Source organism: Lysinibacillus sp. FW301-JW8, assembly GCF_058788755.1.
Genome location: NZ_JBYTBB010000031.1, coordinates 31,820 through 51,977 on the forward strand (window position 1 = coordinate 31,820; position 20,158 = coordinate 51,977).

Here is a 20,158-nt window from a genome sequence, read left to right on the forward strand (position 1 = left end):
TTATGCCATTTATTACACAAGTTTATGCGCGCGAAGTTTTAGACTCACGTGGTAACCCAACAGTAGAGGTTGAAGTATTTACAGAATCAGGAGCTTTTGGACGTGCAATCGTACCTTCAGGAGCATCTACAGGTGAATACGAGGCAGTAGAATTACGCGATGGTGACCAATCTCGTTACCTAGGCAAAGGTGTATTAAAAGCAGTTGAAAATGTTAACACAATTATTGCACAAGAATTAGAAGGAAACTATTCAGTTCTTGATCAAGTCGTAATCGACAAAACTTTAATCGAGCTAGATGGCACAGAAAATAAAGGGAAATTAGGTGCTAACGCAATTCTAGGTGTATCCATGGCAGTTGCACATGCTGCGGCAGATTATTTAGATGTACCTCTTTATCAATATCTTGGTGGTTTTAACTCAAAACAATTACCAGTACCAATGATGAATATCTTAAATGGTGGCGCACACGCTGACAATAATGTAGATATTCAAGAGTTTATGGTGATGCCTGTTGGCGCAGAATCATTCCGTCATGCATTACGTATGGGTGCTGAAATCTTCCATAGCCTAAAAGCTGTTTTGAAAGCAAAAGGCTATAACACAGCAGTAGGTGATGAAGGTGGTTTCGCACCAAACCTTGGCTCTAACGAAGAAGCCATTACTGTAATTTTAGAAGCTATCGAAAAAGCAGGCTATAAACCAGGCGAGGAAGTTAAACTGGCAATGGATGTAGCGTCATCTGAACTATTTAATAAAGAAGACAGCAAATATCACTTAGATGGTGAAGGTGTTGTGAAAACTTCTGAAGAAATGGTTGATTGGTATGAAGAGTTAACAAATAAATACCCAATCATTTCAATTGAAGACGGCTTAGACGAAAATGACTGGGCTGGACACAAGCTATTAACGGATCGTATTGGTGGTCGCGTACAATTAGTAGGTGATGATTTATTTGTAACAAATACGAAAAAATTATCGGCTGGTATTGAGCAAGGCGTAGGAAATTCAATCCTTATCAAAGTAAACCAAATCGGTACGTTAACAGAAACATTTGAAGCAATCGAAATGGCAAAACGTGCTGGTTATACAGCAGTTATCTCTCATCGTTCTGGTGAATCAGAAGATGCAACAATTGCTGATATCGCAGTTGCGACAAATGCTGGTCAAATTAAAACGGGTGCTCCATCACGTACAGACCGCGTAGCGAAATACAACCAACTTCTTCGTATTGAAGATCAACTAGGTGCAACAGCTGAGTATCTTGGTTTAAATTCATTCTATAACTTAAAGTAAGCAGTAGTTTTAAGCGAAAATGCTTTGAACTTAGTAATACACAACCTTTTTATACAACTTGAACTATGTTGTACATTTAGGTGAATTTAGCAATACTTATGTATTGTTTCAACCTCTGATTTATAAGTGTGATAAACACTTGTAGATTGGGGGTTTTTTATTTGCTTATCAAAGACTTGTTAAAAGAATTTACATTCGAATTACAGATTAAAAATTATTCAATCAGAACAACAGAAACTTATAACTACAATACAACTCATTTCATTCAATATCTGGATGAGTTTCATGACGTGAATGAAATTGAAGACATTTCTACAGTTCATGTAAAAAAATATATTCAACATCAATTAAATCTTGGTAAAAAAGCGACTTACATTAACACTGTAATTAAATCGTTGAGGTCGTTTTACACGTATTTAGTAGCAGAAGAGTATGTAACGTTAAACATCATGGCACGTACCAAATTGTTGAAGGAAGATAAAACTGTTATATCTACATTTACTGACCAAGAAATTGCGAAAATGATTGAAGCATACGATTTTAAAACGTATTTGAACGCCCGAAACAAAGTGATTATTGCTATGTTTGCAGATACAACCATTAGATGTTCGGAATTAATAAATTTAGAGGTAGATTGGGTTTTCATTGCCATAACTACAGGTTATTTCAATGTTGTGTTATTATTATCCTAATTACATAATATAAACCAATATAAAATTACATAATGATACAAAATTATTGAGGAGTAATAACATGAAAAGAAAAACAAAGGCGACTATCGTTATCATTGGAATATTGGGCATTTTTGGTGGAATTTTTGGTTACTTCAAATTCACCGAACAAATGGAGAAACCTGTTCCTGAAAAAGAAAAAGCAGCCGTGGGATATGTCGAAGAAACGTCTGAAGATAATATTGTTTCAGAAAAAGAAAAAGAAAAAGAAAAAGAAGCAGAAGTAGAATATGTTGAAAAAACTTCTGAAGAAATCGCTTTGGAAAAACAATATCCTGACGATTTACCAGATTATAAAATGCTATACGCCATTCATACTATGTCTCATCAAAAAGTTGTAACTGACGGAAAATGGGGACATGAGCAAATCACACAGGCCAAAATTGACCGATTGTTAGCTATAGCCAAAAAAAATGTAAACGGTTATGTATATCAAGAATTTTACATCGAAATATTGGAAAGATGGTCAAAAGGTGATTTTTCACATTCGGTAGAAGATCACAATTTCGTTTGGGAACGTGAAGGTGGCACTGCCGACTCTGGAGGGAAAGCAACTCGTTTATTTACTGCTGAAGAGGAAAAAGAATATGTGGAACAGTTTTTCGGAAATAAGCAATAGCACGTGGTTAATTTAACCAACAAGAAATCGTGCTCGTTACATTTTTCATTGCTACAACATAAAGATATTTCAATAAGAGATTATTGAAATATCAATTACGGAATCCACCAAATTACTAAGATACAAAAAAATTATCGGTGGAGGTTTTTATATGACAGAAGAAGAGTATCATCAAATATTTAGGCTTACATTCATTTTATAATGTAAAATATTTTGAGCCACTTACAAAAATCGCCTCAAAGGTTATCTAATGACCTAGGAGGGCACTGAAAAAGTCGATTTGCCACAAAAATTGTGATGCAAATCGACTTTTTTAAGTTTTCAAATCTAACAAAAGACAAATTTCTAATATAAAAAAGTGAATTTTTTTAGTTTTTCAGTGCCCTTTGACCTAGTAGGCGATTTTTTTTGTAAGTACGGTAAGCAGTCAAGTGATAATAAAGTTATTTAATTCTTTAATTCTAATGGGGGAGTTTAGTTGAAGAGCGTGGTATAGTCGGTTTGTAAAGGAGCATTTTCCTATGAATAGAGAAGAAAGAAAAACGCGTTTAGAATATCTAATCCAAGAAAGAAAGAAACATGAAGAGAAATTGGAAAAGGAGCAACAAATCTCGGTCATGTTAGAGCTGTTCCCTGAAAAGAGCACAGTGGATATATTAGATGAGAGCGAAAGTGAAAAAATTGAATGTAAAATGACAAATTGCTTTCCAATTGCATTTTGGGGAAGAATTGATTGGGAAAAGGTGAGTAAAAAAATTATTCTTACTAAAGAAGACATATTGAATATTCCTACCGTCCTAACTAATCAATCTTTGGATATTTCAATTCCTGTTTATCTTATTGTTGGGATTTACAAATACCCATTGGTAAAGACCTCCTTACTTACAATACTAGAAAGCATTGAGGATATTATGGATATGGGACCAGACCAATGGATTTATAGTCCAACGTTAAGATATGTAATTGAATTTTGTCATGATGATGTAATAACAATAGGTTGGATATGATGGGTTTATTTGGGTGCTGTTAATTGAGTAGGTTTTCTTAAAAGTTCTAATAAACCCACAATTTCCTATATATAATAATCTCTTTAAAAGGTTTAAAGATGTAAAATGTAGAATTACTATTAAAAACATATTGGTAGGAGGGAAAACACTATGCATAATTTATCTGGAAAGGTTATTCTCGTCACAGGCGCTAGCTCTGGTATTGGGCTTGCGACTGCCGAGTTGATGGCATCTAAAGGGGCTAAAGTAATTATTAATTATCATTCAAATGTGAGTGGGGCCATGGAAGCCGTCCAAAGAATTCTCGAAAAGGATGGAGAGGCCATTGCCATTCAAGCTGATGTGATGAATAAAGAAGAAGTGAACGCAATGGTTGAACAAGCTATTTCTTCATTTGGCACAATTGACGTTTTAGTTAATAACGCTGGTGGTGGCATCCGCCAAAGTACATTTATGGATATGAGTGAAGAGCTGTGGGAAGAAACGTTCAAATTAAATGTGAACAGTGTTCTCTTATGTTCCAAAGCTGTATTAAAATATATGATTCCAAAAAAAAGCGGGAAAATTATTAATGTATCTTCAGCGGCTGCACGTATTGGAGGGGCAGGAGAAAGTATTCATTATGCATCTGCTAAAGGGGCGATCAATACAATGACGATTGGAATGTCCAGAGAGCTAATTGAATATGGAATTATCGTGAATGGGGTAGCACCTGGAATGGTAGAAACACCTTTTCACGATAAATTTGCTCCTGGCGATAATCGACTTGAGCGTATGGCTTCATCTGTACCTATTAAACGGGCTGCAACACCTATGGAAATAGCCGAGGTAATTGCCTTCCTTTCCTCCGATGCTTCAAATTATATCCTTGGAGAAATTATAAATGTTAGTGGCGGGAGATAATGAGGCTAAGGAATTTTATTGAGGAATTTTTAGCTCGTAATGTAGATGACTATTAAAATACCTTTAATTGAACTAATAATGTGTTTGTTGAACAAGAATTAAACAATTTTATTATTAGGGTCAAAAACTGATCGGGTTAAGAGGAAAACCGCTCAGGAAGAATCAAGAACTGCTCGGGTTAAGAGGAAGAAAACGCTCAGGTCGAGTCAGAAACAGCTCGGGTCTCCAGGAAAAGCGCTCAGGTCGGGCCCAAAACAGCTCGGGTCCCCAGGAAAAACGCTCAGGTCGGGCCCAAAACAGCTCGGGTCCCGAGGAAAAACGCTCAGGTCGAGTCAGAAACAGCTCAGGTCCCCAGGAAAAACGCTCAGGCCAGGCCCAAAACAGCTCGGGTTCCCAGGAAAAACCGCTCAGGAAAAATCCAACAACGCTCAGCTCATAAAGAACCGCATAATAAGTGTACCAATATCCATAATACCCAAATCAGCCCTGTCTATAAATTCAAAAATTCCTACTCTAGAACTTTAGATTTGTATAAAGTCATGTCAAGAGATACAATTTTCTTGAAATTAAATATTACAAAAAGACTAACATTTACCAAAATATATAACTTACTTAACATCCTATAAGGTATAATTGCATTGAGAGAACAAAGGGAGGGCGTTGTAATGGGGGTAATACAGGCATTAAAAGAAACATTACCAATTTTTCATGAAGTATTTAAGAAGGAAATATCTATCACATTAAATGATCGTATGACAAGAGAAGTACTATTTGTATTAGATGGAATAAAAGTAAAAACACATTTAAAAGTTGGCTTTATTCCAGAGGATTCATCAGATTTTCGTCGCGTTGCACAGGGGGAATTTTTAAAGCGTAGTGTTCCAAAAGAGTATTTTGGTATCCCTATGAATAGTGAGTTGTATCCTATAAGAGAAAATGGTGAAGTCGTAGGAATATTAAGCTTGCTTTTCCCACTAGAGGCTCAAGAAAAAGTCGGAGCATTTATGGAAAGTCTACAAACAATTATTCAAGATTTACAATTAAAAATACATACAATAGCCGCACATTCTGAAGAGCTATCCGCAACAAGTGAATCCATCGCAGAAAAATCTCGACATGCTCTTGAAAATTCCTCACGCTCCAATGAAGTGACAGATTTCATTAAAATCATTTCTAAGCAAACCAATTTACTTGGCTTAAATGCATCTATTGAGGCAGCACGTGCTGGGCAATATGGAGCAGGGTTCAATATTGTGGCACAGGAGGTTCGGAAATTATCGAGTGAAACATCTACCGCTACAGAACAAATTGAAACTTCTCTTAAGACCATCACTAATAATGTTCAATCCTTGATGGAGAGCATGGAGCAAATTGAAGTGGCATCCAATGAACAAGCCGAACTAGTGCAGCAATTTAGTGAGGCAATTGAAAAATTAAGCAATGTTAGTACCCAAATGTCGTATTATGTGAAAGAAGTATTACGATAATTGATATAAAGAAATCGTTCTTTTGCCGTTTTAACATTGGACTATTTTTGATCAAACGGGTGGTTATAATGTAATGAAAGGAACATGGAATGCTCAAGAAGTAATAGAACGTTTGATTTGAAGACAGAAACGATGCCGAGAATTGGCTTTTGAATGAAAAATAAAAGCTAAAAACTGTTTTTGTAGCTGATATGGGGTTGTCTAAAAAAAGTCTTTTATAAGAAATCGAATTTCTTTGATGAACCTTTTAGACAACGCCTATTTTGCTACAATAATCTATGTTATTTGAGTAGAGGCTTTTTGATCGAAATGATAGCTGATAAATGTTAGCAATGCTGCACTGATTGCTACAATTCCTCCAACCCAGGATACATCAACAAGCCTCATATTTGTCGTGACAAATCCTCCTAGAGCTGACCCAATTGCAATGCCGATATTTACAGAAACAGGCGTTAATGATGCTGCTAAATTTTTAGCAGAAGGATAGTGTCTATCTGCTAAATCGATAAAATACAATTGCATAGTGGAGTTCATGATATACACAATAAGGGCTATAAAAGAGATGTTCAATAGTCCAGCAATAATGGAATTTGAAGAAATAAAAAATAACCCAAGAATGATAGCTTGTATAAGAAATATATATCGCAGTTTTCCTATTCCATTACGAGTTACCAATTTTCCACCTATTATCGTACTAAAGATAGATACTACTCCATAAAGTAAGAATACTAAACTAATAGATCGTTTTGGGATGAATAGTACATCAAGCAGTAAAGGTGTTAAATAAGTGTATACAGTATATGTAGCAGCAATGCTTAAAGCTGGAATAAAAAATGCTATGATAATCCGCTTATTCGTTAATAGGCCGATTTGTTTTTTTAAGGAGCTTTTTGTTCCTATTAATTTTTTAGGTATTGTAACGGAGCTAGCAATTAGGGAAATGCTTCCCAATAGAGCAGTAAACCAAAAGGTCAATCTCCAGCCACCTGATTGACCAATAAAGGTCCCAATCGGCACGCCAATTACACTTGCTATAGTAAAACCAGTGAATATAATTGAAATAACATGTCCTCTTTTTTCTGCTGGCATTACCTCGCTAGCGATTGCCATTGCAAGTGCAATTAAAACACCTGTTATAACAGCAGTAAATATTCTCGAAACAATTAGCAGCCCATATGTTTCTGATAAAGCAGATGAAATATTACCAACAATAAATAGTAAGATTAATGTCAACATTAATGGGTATTTTGCAAATCTACTGGATAAAGCAGTTAAGATGGGTGTACCGATTGCAAAAGCTATAGCAAAAGTTGATACAAGAGCTCCAGTCATAGAGATGGAGATATTTAAGTCATCTGCCACTTCAGACAGTAGTCCAACAATGACAAATTCACTCGTTCCAAGGACAAAGGTTAATAAAAATAAATTTAAAGTTAAAAGCTTTTGATGCTTAGTCAAGGTAGTTTCTCCTCCTATACAACCTCAATTTGAAGCTTTTTCTACAGCAATCTGAACCTCTGCAACATAAAATTCTGGATTATCTACTTTTTCATGAGGAATGCAAATTTCACAGCGAGGTTCACCATTTTTCAAGCGATAGCCATTACGTTCAATCCATAATGCTAACTCTGTACTTGCAGTGCATCTGTTTATTGTTGAGCAATGATGTACAAGAGTAGCCATCATCGTAATCTCTGGTAATTTTTTTATAGTAAAGAATGGGTGACTGGGCAAATCAATAGTTAACGGACGAGCTACTTCTATATCAATCTCATCCTCACACTCTTCGCAGCCATGCCAAAGGACCATCTGAGACAAAGAATGTGGTTTAGGGCTTCCTATATATTGATCCAAATGTCGAAACATTTCTGGAATTTCACTTAATGAGGTCTTCTTACGATAAGAGATTACATGCTGTGATTTAATTTCCTTTAAGACAACGTCAAGTGAGGATAAATCTTTTCGCTCATATTCAATGATACGTAGGCTTTCTTTAATTCGAAAAAGCTTAGCCTGTTCCTTTTCTAATATAGATTGAATTTCGTTTTGTTTGACTCTAAACATACCTCGAATATGTTCTAGGGGAATATTTTCGTCCATCATTTGTCGAATTTGTTCTAATGAAAACCCCAGCTCCTTGAAAGCCAAAATGCGATGAATTTGAAACATTTGCTCAGCTGAAAAATATCGATAGCCTGAAAATTGATCGGTATAAGCAGGCTTAAGTAAACCCAATTGGTCATAGTAACGTAATGTTTTGATAGAAACTTGGCTAAGCTTTGAAAACTCGCTAATTTTAAACATTGAGTATCATCTCCTTTTTGAAAATCTAAAACACCGGGCTGTGTAACGCTGCTGCTTGAAGTTTACTTTATAAGTATATCTGTCCAGTTAAGGGGAGAGTCAAGAAGTAAGAAACAGATATTAGTAAAGAGCAATAAAAAAGACAGCCTTAAGTGATTAACACTTTAGACTGTCTTTTCATCTGTTAAAGGATAATAATTTAAGATTGTGTCCAATAGTTATCTAGCTCTTGATCTACGTATACCCAGCCCTTCCATGCAATATGAATCGTATCCATAATAAAATAAGGGTCATATTCATGATCAGAGAAATCAACATATGGAACATTTGCATTTGTTAATACTTGCTCCATTTTTTCGTAATATTTTTGACGACGCTCCTGTGGATATTCGTTATAGTCATACCAATAGCCATTCACAGGAATAGAGATAAATAGCGGCTTTGCACCAGCATCCTTTAAAATATCTATTACGAGCTGAAAATCCTCATATTCAGGTGATACTGTATAATCTTCGTTCTTTCGAGTGCCTTTAAACTTTGTTAAATCAGCATTGACAAGACGTTTATAAAATTTATTTTCAATCATTAAATCATTAGATACACGCTTCTTGCCATAGTTCTCAGCATTTTTCAATTGCTGCTCAAATGTTTGATTTGTTATCAGCTTGTCATTATTTTTTAATTTATGTGACTCTCTAGGGAAAATTGAGTAATATAAATCTTTTTTCTCCAGCAGTGCTTTTTGGAAATGCCCTGCCATCATCGCAAGACGTCCAACAACAGGTTGTTCCTTGCCATTCGATAATTGATATTGATAGATTGTTCTTAATAGCTGATCGCGATTCACTGTTTCAAATTTTAACAGACGCTCCATTGCACGATTTCGAAGCTCTACATCAATGTCCTTATTGTATGCTAAATCATAGGCATGTAGCATGGAATAGTTAGGAGAAAAGTGTAATTCACCCATTCCTTTCTCCGTAAACCATTGAGGAGAAACGATGAAAACAATTTTTTTATCCTTTAAATTTTTCTCCTGTGCAGCAAAATTTAAAAAGTGTGTAATAGACTGCATCCCCCCTCGCCCTATCATAAATGTCGAATACGGTGCATTTGTAGCCCGTGCATAATTATAGGGGTGGAAGGGGTCAAAGCGATTTAATTCCGATGAGCCGTATAAAGGCATTGAGTTCGGCTCCTGCAGCATTCTCTCCTGTAAGTACATGCCCTGGAACACTAAAGGAGACATGTTCGTTTTTGCCTGCTCTACATCTTCATCTGAAATCCATGCTTTGATCCATGAATTTGGGAAAAATACGAAGACCGCAAATAGAACAAAGGCAATAAATAGTGATAAAAAGCCTTTTTTAATCATTGTCTTTCAGCTAATTTCGCTACAATACGATTTGGCGTGTTCCATTCCTCACGATTGAAATCAGTTATTGGTACTGAGATATTAAAGCGGCTTTCAATTTCGACTAATAGATTAATGGTACCGAATGAATCAAGTAGCCCTTCTTCGAATAAATCAATATCTGGGTTTTCTACAATGATATCGTCCTCGCATAATTCCACTAGCATTTCTAAAACTTGTTGTTTCTCCATAGTTAAAATTCTCCTTTATATTTAGGCTGTGTTTAATAAAGCCTTGTTTAAAATAATTTCCCTGAAAAAATATAAAAGCCAAAACAAACAGCATTAAAAGTGATAAACACGCCAATTGCATGTGTCCATTTATTTTTCGGCCAAAGCTTACGTTTTTTGTTCCAGCGTTCAAATTTATCGAAGCTAATGATTAACAGGGCATGGTAAAGACCATAGACCACAAAGTGCCATTCTAGTCCATGCCAAATTCCCATTAAAAAGAACAGTAAAAGGAAGCCAATATATGAGATTGTAAATTTATTTTTAATCCATTTTTTCTTCGTCATCCAAAGCACGAAGCGCATATAAACATAATCTCTAAACCAAAATGAAAGGCTCATATGCCAACGATTCCAAAAGTCTTTAATATTGCGACTCGAAAATGGACGATTAAAGTTAATTGGCGTTTGAATGCCCATAATGCGACTGACTCCAACGGCAAAGGCACTATAGCCAGCAAAATCAAAAAATAAATAAAAACTATACATATACATATACGCTATTTGCCCTTGAAAAGGTGTCAAATAATTATAGGTATGATTTGGTAAATAAATAAGTGTGTAATTATAGATTAAATAAGCCAAAATAAATTTATATAAAAAGCCTACAAATATATAATTAATCCCACTTAATAGTAGTTTTTGATAGTCCTGATTTGACGGAACTGTATGCAAATCTTTATAAAAGCGTCGCCAACGATCAATAGGTCCTGATGAAACAGTTGGGAAGAACAGTAAAAAATAAGCTAGCTCGACCACTGAAATTTTATCCTTTAATAGACCATCGCGTGTTTCTAAAATCATTTGTACAGATTTAAAGGTAATGTAGGATACTCCTAAGAATCCAAATAAATGATGTAGCCCAAGAATCGGAAGAACCTTTACAAGCACAAGCGGCAAGATGGACAGCAGTACAGCCACAATAAATACAGTGCCACTATTTTTTTGTAGTCGGTATTTTTGATAACCAATGATTAATAGTAACTGAAATATTGTAAAGAGTATAAGAGAGATTGTGCCATTTAAAGAATTACCAAAAATAAGAGCCAAAACAATAATGGAAACAAAGATATTATAGCCTTTTGCAGATTTTTCACGTAATCCTAAAATAATTGTTGGCAGCAACAAAATCCCAATAATGATGAAAAAAACGATATTTCCATAAGGCGTCATACTGTTTCCATAACCGCCAATCCTTTACGATCAACTTTACCATTTGTATTTAGAGGTAAAGCGTCCATGTATTTGAAGGTTTTCGGAATCATATAGGCTGGTAAATACTCTGATAACAACGATTTAAGCTGCTTCGTCATTTTAAAGGCAGATTCCAGTAATGGCTCGCGCAAAACAACGAACGCATTAAGTGAAACAATCTCGCCATCCTTTAATACAGGTACAACAACACAGCTAGAAACGGGTGGTAGATTGCCAATTTGCTTTTCAATTTCTTCGATTTCTAAACGATAGCCGTGTAGCTTTACTTGAAAATCCTTACGACCTGAAAAGAACAGATAGCCGTCTTTTTCATAGCCAATATCACCAGTTTTATAAATGCGCTGCCCATTTATTGTAGGAAAGGCCTTTTGCGTTAAATCAGGTGCACCAAGATAGCCTGCACTAACAGTTGGTCCTGAAATAATAATCTCTCCATCCTCTAATAGTGAAAGATTTGGTTCTGATAGCGGAGCGATTGGTAATTGATCAAATTGCTCCAACAGTTCAGGTGTGACTTCCACATAAGATACAGCGACGGTTGTTTCAGTTGGCCCATATAAATTAAAGATAGTTGCCTGTGGGAAGCGCTGCATTAATTCTTGCACAACGGATACTGGTAAAACCTCTCCGCAGAATAAAAATGTATCTAAAGCAGGCATTAACTCCTGATGCCACTCTTTATTCATTAAGCACATTTTCACAAAGGACGGTGTTGAGGTCCAAACACGGATTTCAGCCGTAGCTAATGCATCAAATAGTGATTTTGGATAAGCAATTTGCTCTTGTGTAATCGCATAAAGTGTCTGCCCATTTATCAAGGCAGGATATAAATCCATTACTGATAAATCAAAGGAATAGGGAGCCTGATTTAAAAACACTCCAGATTCCTGTAATGGGAAGTGCTTATTCATCCAATCAACAAAATGCGCTAAGTTATCGGCTGTAATTTGGACACCCTTAGGTTTACCAGTTGAACCAGATGTGTAAATAATATAATAAACGTCTTGCTCCTGAACCCATGAGGAAGGCTCTACTGAAATAGTAGAAGGCTGTGTGATAATATCACTTACCGCCACTTCAGGGATTGACAATGGAGCACTTAATGATTCTGTTTTTAGTAGCATACAGGCTTCAGAGGCTTCAATAATAAGCTGTAGTCTTTCAGAAGGTGTAGACGAATCAACTGGTACATATGGATGCCCAGCCTTAACAGCACCTAAAAAGGCAACAATTTGCAATGTTGACATATGACCGTAGACGACAATCGGCTGTTTTCTTTCTAAGTCAAGAGCTAGTAAATAGTGTGCTACACAATCAGAGAGATACCAAAGCTCACTATACGTTAAGGACTCACGATTGGTTTGATACGCAGTTTTTTGTGGCTGCTGTAGTGCCACATTTTGAATAGCCGATAATATACTTAACATCTATATTTCTCCTTTTTTTAAAATTCCGTATATATAAATGGTCCAGCGTTCATATCATGGAACCCATGAATAATAAACAAAAGCACCAAAATGATAAAATAAAATAACGTAAAGCCTATAAAACGTAATAGCTCATTATTTTTAATGGATTGCATCAGTTCACCTCCAATTTAATAATGAAAAAGGATTATAACTTTGTAAATATACTAAATAAATAGATATTTTTTCAAGTTATTTTTTATAATTCTTCTATTAAAATTTTTAACACTGTTTTGACGGAATGTGGAGAAAAATGTTGCTGTATTTTGCTATATTCATTAAATCATAAGATTAATTTAAGATTAAATTAAGATTTGGGAAAAATTGATGTAAAACAAAGCCCTTAAATCAAAAAAAGTACCATCATCAGTTAATCTAATCAACTTATGATGGCACTTATATTTTTATCCCGTTTAACTTATGGGAAAATCATTTAGTTAACAGCATCTAACACTTTTTTGGAAACATAAAAATCTGTTCCATTGTAGACATTAATGGTATCAAATGTATATGTTTTGGTCGTATTGCTTGAAGCTTGCTCATAAATCATTATGTTTTTATTTACTGGAATCGTTAATGTAATATCTTTTTTTTGAGCAATAAATTTCGGGTTTTCATGATCTGTTCGATCTATCTTTGTCGTATAGCCCTTTTCTGTAAAAGCTTTTGTTGCAGGGATATATAAATCCTTCGTCAGCTTATTTAAATCAAAGCTCATAAATTGTGCCATTGTATATGCTATTTCTGTGTTTTCAACAAGGCCAGTTATTACTGAAGGTCCAAATGTATAAAGAAATACATCCTCACCAGTATGTCCGCCTGTTGTAAAACCAATATTTGCTCGTTTGGCAAGCATCTGTCCCATCTCTTTACTCAGATTCTTAGAAGTTGCTAAGGTTGTTCGCTCACCTTTAGATAAGTCTGTTAAACCATAGAGTGCTGCTACCTCTATCATATTGGATTGATCTTGTTTCAATTGACTTAGGGCACCTTCAAGGGTCATTCTCGCTTTCCTTAACGGATCAATAAAAGCAGAAACAGGCATGCTGGCATATGTCTTTGTTGTATTCGTATTCCCCATTGTAATACCGCTATTACCATGATCTGTCACGGCAATAACCGTTGTATGCCCATCCTCTTTGGCAAAATCAAGTGCTTTTTGGACAGCCTCATCAAACGCTAAAATTTCACTGATGATGCCGATTGTGTCGTTGGCATGTGCTGCCCAATCCACCTTACTGCCCTCTACAAATAAGAAGAAACCTTTGTCATTTTGTTTAAGCGTTTGAATGGCTTTATTTGTCATTTCAGCAAGCGTCGGCTCAGATGCTCTGGTGATAGGGCGATCTATATTGTAAGCAAGGGCATTTGGAGCAAAGCTTCCCCAAATTTTCGATGAGGAACTTTTTAAAAGTTCATCACGAGTTTTTACAATGTCATAATTTTTTTCTTTTAGGACATTCACTAAGTTCTCGCCATCTTTACGAGCATTATTAGCGGCACCTGGAATGAGAGATGCCAATCCACCGCCTAACACAACATCAATGTTTTGATAGACCTGCTGCTCAGCTATATCATCATATTGGCTTCTATTTTTTACATGTGCTGAAAAGCCTGCTGGTGTTGCATGTTGAATTTCGGAAGTAGAAATCAGCCCAGTTGCCATGCCCTGCTGTTTCGCTCCTTCTAAAACATTGGCTACAGGACGCATAGTGTCACCTTTGGCTAATTGCGTTAATCCTGGAGAATTAATAACGGCTGGTAACACACCTACAAATTTACGATTTGATTTATGTCCTGTGGCTAATGCAGTAGCAGCAGGTGCAGAATCGGTAAGGGCAGATTCTGCAGAGTAAGTACGAACTGCACCAGTTAAAATCGCATCTAATGCCAAATTTCCACCCTTATACCATCGAGAGAGTGTGACAGCATTATTACTACTCCCATCCATCACCATCATAATAACATTTGCTGGCTGAGTAGCTTTCGCAGCTTGTACTTGTGGTAGGGCGATATTTGTCGCCGAAAAAATCATTGCACTAGCTATAACCCATGTACGCCATTTTTGTAAGTATTTCATGATGTAGTCTCCTTTAGGTTAATTTCAAAAGTAGTGTAACGAAAGTTTATCTTCACCAGCTGTGTTGAAGCGAGAAATTAGATATGGTGCAAATTCATATATTATAGTTCCTGTTCATACTCCTCACCGTCTACTGTTTGATAATATAAAATGCCATCTGCAATGATGAGATTCAATACCTCTTCTTCTAGTAACACTTCCTCTGCGCCATCGTTAACATCAATTTTTGTTAGATAGCCTGCATTGTCATAATCACTGCAATAAAGTGCATCCTCATAGGTAGCCAAGTAGTAGCAGGCTGTTTCTGAGATTTGCTTATTTTGCTGTGTTGTTAAATTATAGGCGTATACCATGTTGTCGCGAATGCTATTATAGTAAATAATATCTTCGCCCGTATCGGCATACCACATATCATGCATAAAATCATAGTCCTTGCTTGTTGCCGCAAAATAGTTTTCTTTGACCCATAGATGATCTTGACTTAGTTTTTCATCATTCACTAAAAAATATTCGTAGGAAATTGCATAAGGCTCATTTGGATCAACATCATTCCATGTTGTATCAAGATGATACCAATTACTGTCAATGTCTACTAAATTCCATGCATGCAGTTCATTGTCGCTATAGCCATATACATATTGAGCATCAAGATCTGAGGCTGCCAATAGTCGGTAGGCGAGTAAAGCATAGGCCTGACAAACAGCCGTGTTTTCTTGAATTAACTCATATACTGTCTGTCCTTCCGTTGATCCCTGCTCGGTATAAGTGGCTAATTGTACAATCATATCGTTAATAGCCTTGGCACGATGGAAGTCATCCATGTCATCAGTAATATACTGTTCGACAAATTGATTGACAAAGGAATCCACTTTTTCCTCTTTTTTAGCATCTGTCAAATAGCTAATCGTAAATTCAATTAAATATCCATTGTCTTGATCCCACGAGGTCCATTCAAAATTCAAGAAATAACCAGCCGTATAAGGATTCACATAGGAAAGTAAGCTATTCATGTCATTTAGCTGAACCTCGAATTCTTCCCAATCCAGTTTCCCTGTATAAACAACCTCAAATGTCTTATCAAAATTAGCGATATGCTTTTCTACTTTCTTTGTAAATTGCAATAAGGCAGGGTCCTTTTTAAACAAAGTAGTAGAAAAAAGGTCTGAGGCGGAAAAGGAAGCGGATATAACTTTGCTCTCTGGCTTTTTAATGTCGTCCTTTGTGTCTGTTTCTTTTATGGAAGAATCAGTTGTCTCTTCAAGGTATGTATCTAGTGTTTCGGAGCAGGCAATTAGCAAGACAGATAAGCACAATAAACAAAGCATAGAAATGATTTTTCTTATCATAAAGTTCCTCCAAGCGATATTTTTTTCCATTATAAGCGAGGAGGATGAATAAGTGCATTGTAATTTTCTTGTGATAAGGACAATAAGAAAAATTGTGCAATTTACAGATTATTTTCAATCTAAGTTTGTCATGGCAACCTTTTTTTGTTATAATGTGGTGTGTTGTGATGTTTCGAAGTTCGGGAGGTGCAGTGGATGCATACAGTAGTATTAGTTTCATTAATTATCGTATCATTAGCATTGATTGTTGTCGTATTACTTCAATCTAGTAAAAGTGCAGGCTTGTCAGGTGCCATCTCGGGTGGAGCTGAACAACTATTTGGAAAACAAAAAGCACGTGGTATGGATCTTATCCTTCACCGTGCAACAATTGTGTTAGCAATTTTATTCTTTATTTTAGCAGTCGCTATTACAAAAATCTAATAGTTGAAGATATATCGCCTAACCGAACTGGTTGGGCGTTTTCTTTTATCCAGGATGTTGATGGATAGAAGAGCATAAGTGGCGAATTGAACCATCGAACAGACGGATAGAAAACCGAAAGTGATGGATAGGACCATTGAACAGACGGATAGAAAACCGAAAGTGATGGATAGGACCATTGAATAGAAGGATAGTGCATCATCACTGATGTAGAATCTCTAGTAAATGGCTATAATGGTGATAGTATGTATTGGTATGAAGGAGAGCTTACAATGAACAAAACTTTATCTCAGCCATTTTTCTTTCAGGCAGGACCACGAGCGGTATTATTATTGCATGGTTTTACAGGAAGCTCGGCAGATGTCCGAATGCTTGGTAGATTTTTAGAGAAAAAAGGGTATACTACATTAGCGCCTCACTATAAAGGTCACGGTGTGGAACCAGAAGAACTTATCACAACAGGACCTGCTGATTGGTGGCAGGATGTCGTAGCTGCCTATAAGCAGTTACAAGATGCTGGTTATCAGGAGATTGCAGTTGCAGGTCTATCATTAGGTGGTGTGATGGCACTTAATGTGGCGTTAAATAACCCAGTAAAAGGAATCATTACAATGTGTGCCCCGATGACAATGCGTACAACCGATGTCATGTTTGAGGGAGTCTTGAAATATGCAAGAGACTATAAAAAATTCCAAGGCAAACAGGATGAGCAAATCGAAGCAGAGATTTCAAATATTGCTGAAAAAGGTATGCCATCTTTACAGGAGCTACGTGAATTTATTGCCCGTACCCGTCAAGAAATTGACATGATTTATGCCCCAATTTTTGTCGTTCAAGCAACAAATGATGAGGTAATTGAGACAGAATCTGCCAACATTATATATAATCAAACTGAGTCACTTGAAAAGCACATCAAGTGGTATGAAAACTCAAGGCATGTTATTACATTAGATCAAGAAAAAGATCAGTTACATGAAGATATTTATCACTTTTTAGAAGGCCTAAATTGGGCACAATAAACAAATAGGATTTTCTCAATGAAGGAGGGAAATTATGAAAGATCAAAAGGATTCACTACAAAGTCGTTTACTCGATTTTTTCAGTGAAGAAGATTATAAACCATTAACCGTGGGCGAAATTGAGGACGTATTTGGCTTTGAAGATGCTGACGAGTTTAAAGAGCTTGTAAAAACTTTAGTGCGTATGGAGGGGCAGGGCTTAGTTGTCCGTTCACGCTCCAATCGATATGGCTTGCCAGAGCGTATGAATTTACTAAGAGGTAAGTTTATTGGTCATGCAAAGGGCTTCGGCTTTGTGACGCCTGATATTGAGGGAATGGATGATGTTTTCATTCCACCGCATGAAGTTAATGGTGCCATTAACGGCGATATCGTTCTTATCCGAGTGTTAAAGGAATCATTCGGTGATCGTCGCGAAGGAACTGTGACAAAGGTAGTGGAACGTGGACAAACAAGCTTTGTTGGTACTTTCCAGGCAAATCGTGGCTTTGGCTTTGTTGTCTTAGACGATAAAAAGCTACCAATGGATATTTTTATTGCAAAAGGTGATACATTAGGTGCAGTTGACGGACACAAGGTTGTCGTTGAGGTCGCTACTTGGCCAGAAGATTTAAAATCAGCGACAGGCTATATTACAAAGATTTTAGGTCATAAAAATGATCCAGGTGTGGATATTCTCTCTATATTATATAAGCACGATATTCCACCAGAATTCCCAGATGAAGTGATTGCAGCTGCACAACGAGTGCCTGATGAAATTACTGAGGCTGATTTAGAGGGGCGCCGTGATTTACGTCACGAAACAATTGTCACAATCGATGGAGCAGACGCAAAGGATTTGGATGATGCAGTTACTGTAACAAAAAATGGTGACGGTACTTATAAGCTTGGCGTACATATTGCAGACGTTAGTTATTATGTAACGCAAGGCTCTGTCATTGACATTGAAGCCTATGATCGTGCGACAAGTGTCTATTTAACAGATCGTGTGATTCCAATGATTCCACATCGTTTATCGAATGGTATCTGTTCCTTAAATCCTCAGGTCGATCGTTTAACTTTGTCCTGTGAAATGATTATTGATGCTAATGGGAATGTGATTTCACACGAAATTTTCCAAAGTGTCATTAAAACGACAGAGCGTATGACATATAAGGATGTTTACAAAATCTTAGTAGAGCAGGACGAGGAGCTAATTACTCGTTATGAGTCTCTTGTACCAATGTTTAAAAACATGGCAGAGCTATCATCGATTTTACGTCATAAACGTGAAATGCGCGGAGCAATTGACTTTGACTTTAAAGAATCCAAAGTCATTGTCAACGAGGATGGCTGGCCAGTAGATATTGAATTACGCGAGCGTACAGTAGCAGAGAAATTAATTGAAGATTTCATGCTAGCTGCCAATGAAACCGTAGCAGAGCACTTCCACTGGATGAATGTACCGTTCCTATACCGAATTCACGAAGACCCAAAGCCAGAAAAGCTCCAACGCTTCTTTGAATTTGTCACGAATTTCGGTATTTTAATTAAAGGTACCGGCAATACCGTTCATCCTAAGGCTTTACAGGATGTTTTAAAGGCAATTGATGGTATGCCAGAGGAGCCAGTAATTTCAACAATGCTCCTACGCTCTATGCAGCAGGCAAAATATTATCCAGAGAGCCTCGGTCACTTTGGTTTATCGACGGATTTCTATACACACTTTACATCACCAATTCGTCGTTATCCAGACTTAATCGTGCATCGTTTAATTCGAACATATTTAATTAATAAAGATACATCGAGAGAAACGATTGCACAATGGAGTATGGCAATGGATGAAATTGCTGACCATACATCAGAGCGTGAACGCCGTGCTGTCGATGCAGAACGTGATACCGATTCATTGAAAAAGGCTCAATATATGTCCGATAAAATTGGTGAGGAGTTCGAGGGAATCGTCTCATCCATCACAAACTTCGGGATTTTCGTGGAGCTACCAAATACGATCGAAGGTCTTGTCCATATTAGCAATATGACAGATGACTACTACCGTTTTGACGATCGCCAAATGATTATGATTGGCGAACGAACAAATCGTCAATTCCGCATTGGTGATGAGGTCATGGTTCGTGTAGCAAATGTTATTATTGAGGAGTCATCCATTGACTTTGAAATCGTTGGAATGGTAACTTCATATGGACGAACACGCAAAGCAGCCCCTACTGTTATTCACGCCCGTAAAAATTACAACGATAACAAAGGCGGTAGTGGCAGCCGTAGAGGTAGTCGTAACGAGGACGAGCGAGGTGGCCGTGGAGGTCGCAGAGGCGGTCGCAACGAGGAAGAACGAAGCAGTCGTGGCAGTCGCAGAGGTGGTCGTAACGAGGAAGAACGAAGTAGTCGTGACAATAACAGAGGCGGTCGAAGCGAAGAGGAAAGAGGCAAACGTGGAGAGCGCCGTGAAAGCGACCGTGATCCAAGAGGCAGCCGCAAAGATGGCTCCAGCCCAGGTCCTAAAAAACGCGTAAAGCAAAAGCAAAAATTCTATGAGGGCATTGCTAAAAAGAATAAAAAGAAAAAATCAAAACGTAAATAAATTCATTAACAATCCAATGCGAGCAGGTTAACCCCTGCT

Annotated in this window: 18 protein-coding genes; 9 read left to right on the plus strand and 9 right to left on the minus strand. The window is 36.8% G+C overall.

The window, feature by feature from the left end:
* Positions 1-2: 2 nt before the first annotated feature.
* The 6 genes from eno to AC3WOM_RS13785 all read left to right on the plus strand — a co-directional run bounded on the left by eno (position 3) and on the right by AC3WOM_RS13785 (position 6,042).
* The gene (gene eno / locus AC3WOM_RS13760; RefSeq protein ID WP_427541210.1) at positions 3-1,295 is read left to right on the plus strand and encodes a phosphopyruvate hydratase; all 1,293 of its coding nucleotides are present in this window, start codon (positions 3-5) and stop codon (positions 1,293-1,295) included.
* A 161-nt stretch (positions 1,296-1,456) separates the two neighbouring features.
* Positions 1,457-1,987, plus strand: a complete 531-nt coding sequence (locus AC3WOM_RS13765; protein WP_492447275.1) for a tyrosine-type recombinase/integrase — start codon at positions 1,457-1,459, stop codon at positions 1,985-1,987.
* A 61-nt stretch (positions 1,988-2,048) separates the two neighbouring features.
* Positions 2,049-2,645: a DUF6241 domain-containing protein gene (locus tag AC3WOM_RS13770; RefSeq protein ID WP_492447276.1), complete on the plus strand. Its 597-nt coding sequence runs from the start codon at positions 2,049-2,051 to the stop codon at positions 2,643-2,645.
* Positions 2,646-3,166: 521 nt separating this feature from the next.
* Positions 3,167-3,652, plus strand: coding sequence for a CDI toxin immunity protein (locus AC3WOM_RS13775; RefSeq protein ID WP_492447277.1), 486 nt, complete (start codon positions 3,167-3,169; stop codon positions 3,650-3,652).
* Positions 3,653-3,802: 150 nt separating this feature from the next.
* The gene (locus AC3WOM_RS13780) at positions 3,803-4,555 is read left to right on the plus strand and encodes an SDR family NAD(P)-dependent oxidoreductase (RefSeq protein WP_492447278.1); all 753 of its coding nucleotides are present in this window, start codon (positions 3,803-3,805) and stop codon (positions 4,553-4,555) included.
* A gap of 665 nt (positions 4,556-5,220) precedes the next feature.
* Positions 5,221-6,042 (plus strand): methyl-accepting chemotaxis protein, encoded by an 822-nt coding sequence (locus tag AC3WOM_RS13785; RefSeq protein WP_492447279.1) that lies wholly within the window; start codon positions 5,221-5,223, stop codon positions 6,040-6,042.
* A 276-nt stretch (positions 6,043-6,318) separates the two neighbouring features.
* Here the strand turns inward: AC3WOM_RS13785 and AC3WOM_RS13790 are convergent, their stop codons facing one another.
* The 9 genes from AC3WOM_RS13790 to AC3WOM_RS13830 form a co-directional block, all read right to left on the minus strand.
* A complete protein-coding gene (locus AC3WOM_RS13790) occupies positions 6,319-7,500 on the minus strand; it encodes an MFS transporter (protein ID WP_492447280.1) in 1,182 nt (393 codons plus the stop codon).
* Positions 7,501-7,524: 24 nt separating this feature from the next.
* Positions 7,525-8,346 (minus strand): MerR family transcriptional regulator, encoded by an 822-nt coding sequence (locus AC3WOM_RS13795; protein ID WP_492447281.1) that lies wholly within the window; start codon positions 8,344-8,346, stop codon positions 7,525-7,527.
* A gap of 199 nt (positions 8,347-8,545) precedes the next feature.
* Positions 8,546-9,721, minus strand: coding sequence for a D-alanyl-lipoteichoic acid biosynthesis protein DltD (gene dltD, locus AC3WOM_RS13800; RefSeq protein ID WP_492447282.1), 1,176 nt, complete (start codon positions 9,719-9,721; stop codon positions 8,546-8,548).
* The gene (gene dltC / locus AC3WOM_RS13805; RefSeq protein ID WP_402781407.1) at positions 9,718-9,951 is read right to left on the minus strand and encodes a D-alanine--poly(phosphoribitol) ligase subunit 2; all 234 of its coding nucleotides are present in this window, start codon (positions 9,949-9,951) and stop codon (positions 9,718-9,720) included. Before dltC ends, dltD begins: the two co-directional genes overlap by 4 nt.
* A 47-nt stretch (positions 9,952-9,998) precedes the next feature.
* On the minus strand, positions 9,999-11,162 hold the full coding sequence (gene dltB, locus AC3WOM_RS13810; protein ID WP_492447283.1) for a D-alanyl-lipoteichoic acid biosynthesis protein DltB: 1,164 nt from the start codon (positions 11,160-11,162) through the stop codon (positions 9,999-10,001).
* Positions 11,159-12,631: a D-alanine--poly(phosphoribitol) ligase subunit DltA gene (dltA, locus tag AC3WOM_RS13815; RefSeq protein WP_492447284.1), complete on the minus strand. Its 1,473-nt coding sequence runs from the start codon at positions 12,629-12,631 to the stop codon at positions 11,159-11,161. The genes dltB and dltA overlap by 4 nt, the downstream gene beginning before the upstream one ends.
* A 17-nt stretch (positions 12,632-12,648) precedes the next feature.
* On the minus strand, positions 12,649-12,786 hold the full coding sequence (locus tag AC3WOM_RS13820) for a teichoic acid D-Ala incorporation-associated protein DltX (RefSeq protein WP_054770455.1): 138 nt from the start codon (positions 12,784-12,786) through the stop codon (positions 12,649-12,651).
* A gap of 317 nt (positions 12,787-13,103) precedes the next feature.
* Positions 13,104-14,750, minus strand: coding sequence for an alkaline phosphatase (locus AC3WOM_RS13825; RefSeq protein ID WP_427541245.1), 1,647 nt, complete (start codon positions 14,748-14,750; stop codon positions 13,104-13,106).
* A 101-nt stretch (positions 14,751-14,851) separates the two neighbouring features.
* Positions 14,852-16,096 (minus strand): transglutaminase domain-containing protein, encoded by a 1,245-nt coding sequence (locus AC3WOM_RS13830; RefSeq protein ID WP_492447285.1) that lies wholly within the window; start codon positions 16,094-16,096, stop codon positions 14,852-14,854.
* A 195-nt stretch (positions 16,097-16,291) separates the two neighbouring features.
* On the opposite strand from AC3WOM_RS13830, the gene secG reads away from it, so the two are divergent.
* From secG to rnr, 3 genes are all read left to right on the plus strand, one after another.
* A complete protein-coding gene (gene secG, locus AC3WOM_RS13835; RefSeq protein WP_427541251.1) occupies positions 16,292-16,519 on the plus strand; it encodes a preprotein translocase subunit SecG in 228 nt (75 codons plus the stop codon).
* Between the two features lie 272 nt (positions 16,520-16,791).
* Positions 16,792-17,538, plus strand: coding sequence for an alpha/beta hydrolase (locus AC3WOM_RS13840; protein WP_492447286.1), 747 nt, complete (start codon positions 16,792-16,794; stop codon positions 17,536-17,538).
* A 34-nt stretch (positions 17,539-17,572) separates the two neighbouring features.
* On the plus strand, positions 17,573-20,119 hold the full coding sequence (gene rnr, locus AC3WOM_RS13845; RefSeq protein WP_492447287.1) for a ribonuclease R: 2,547 nt from the start codon (positions 17,573-17,575) through the stop codon (positions 20,117-20,119).
* The last annotated feature ends 39 nt before the right edge of the window (positions 20,120-20,158 follow it).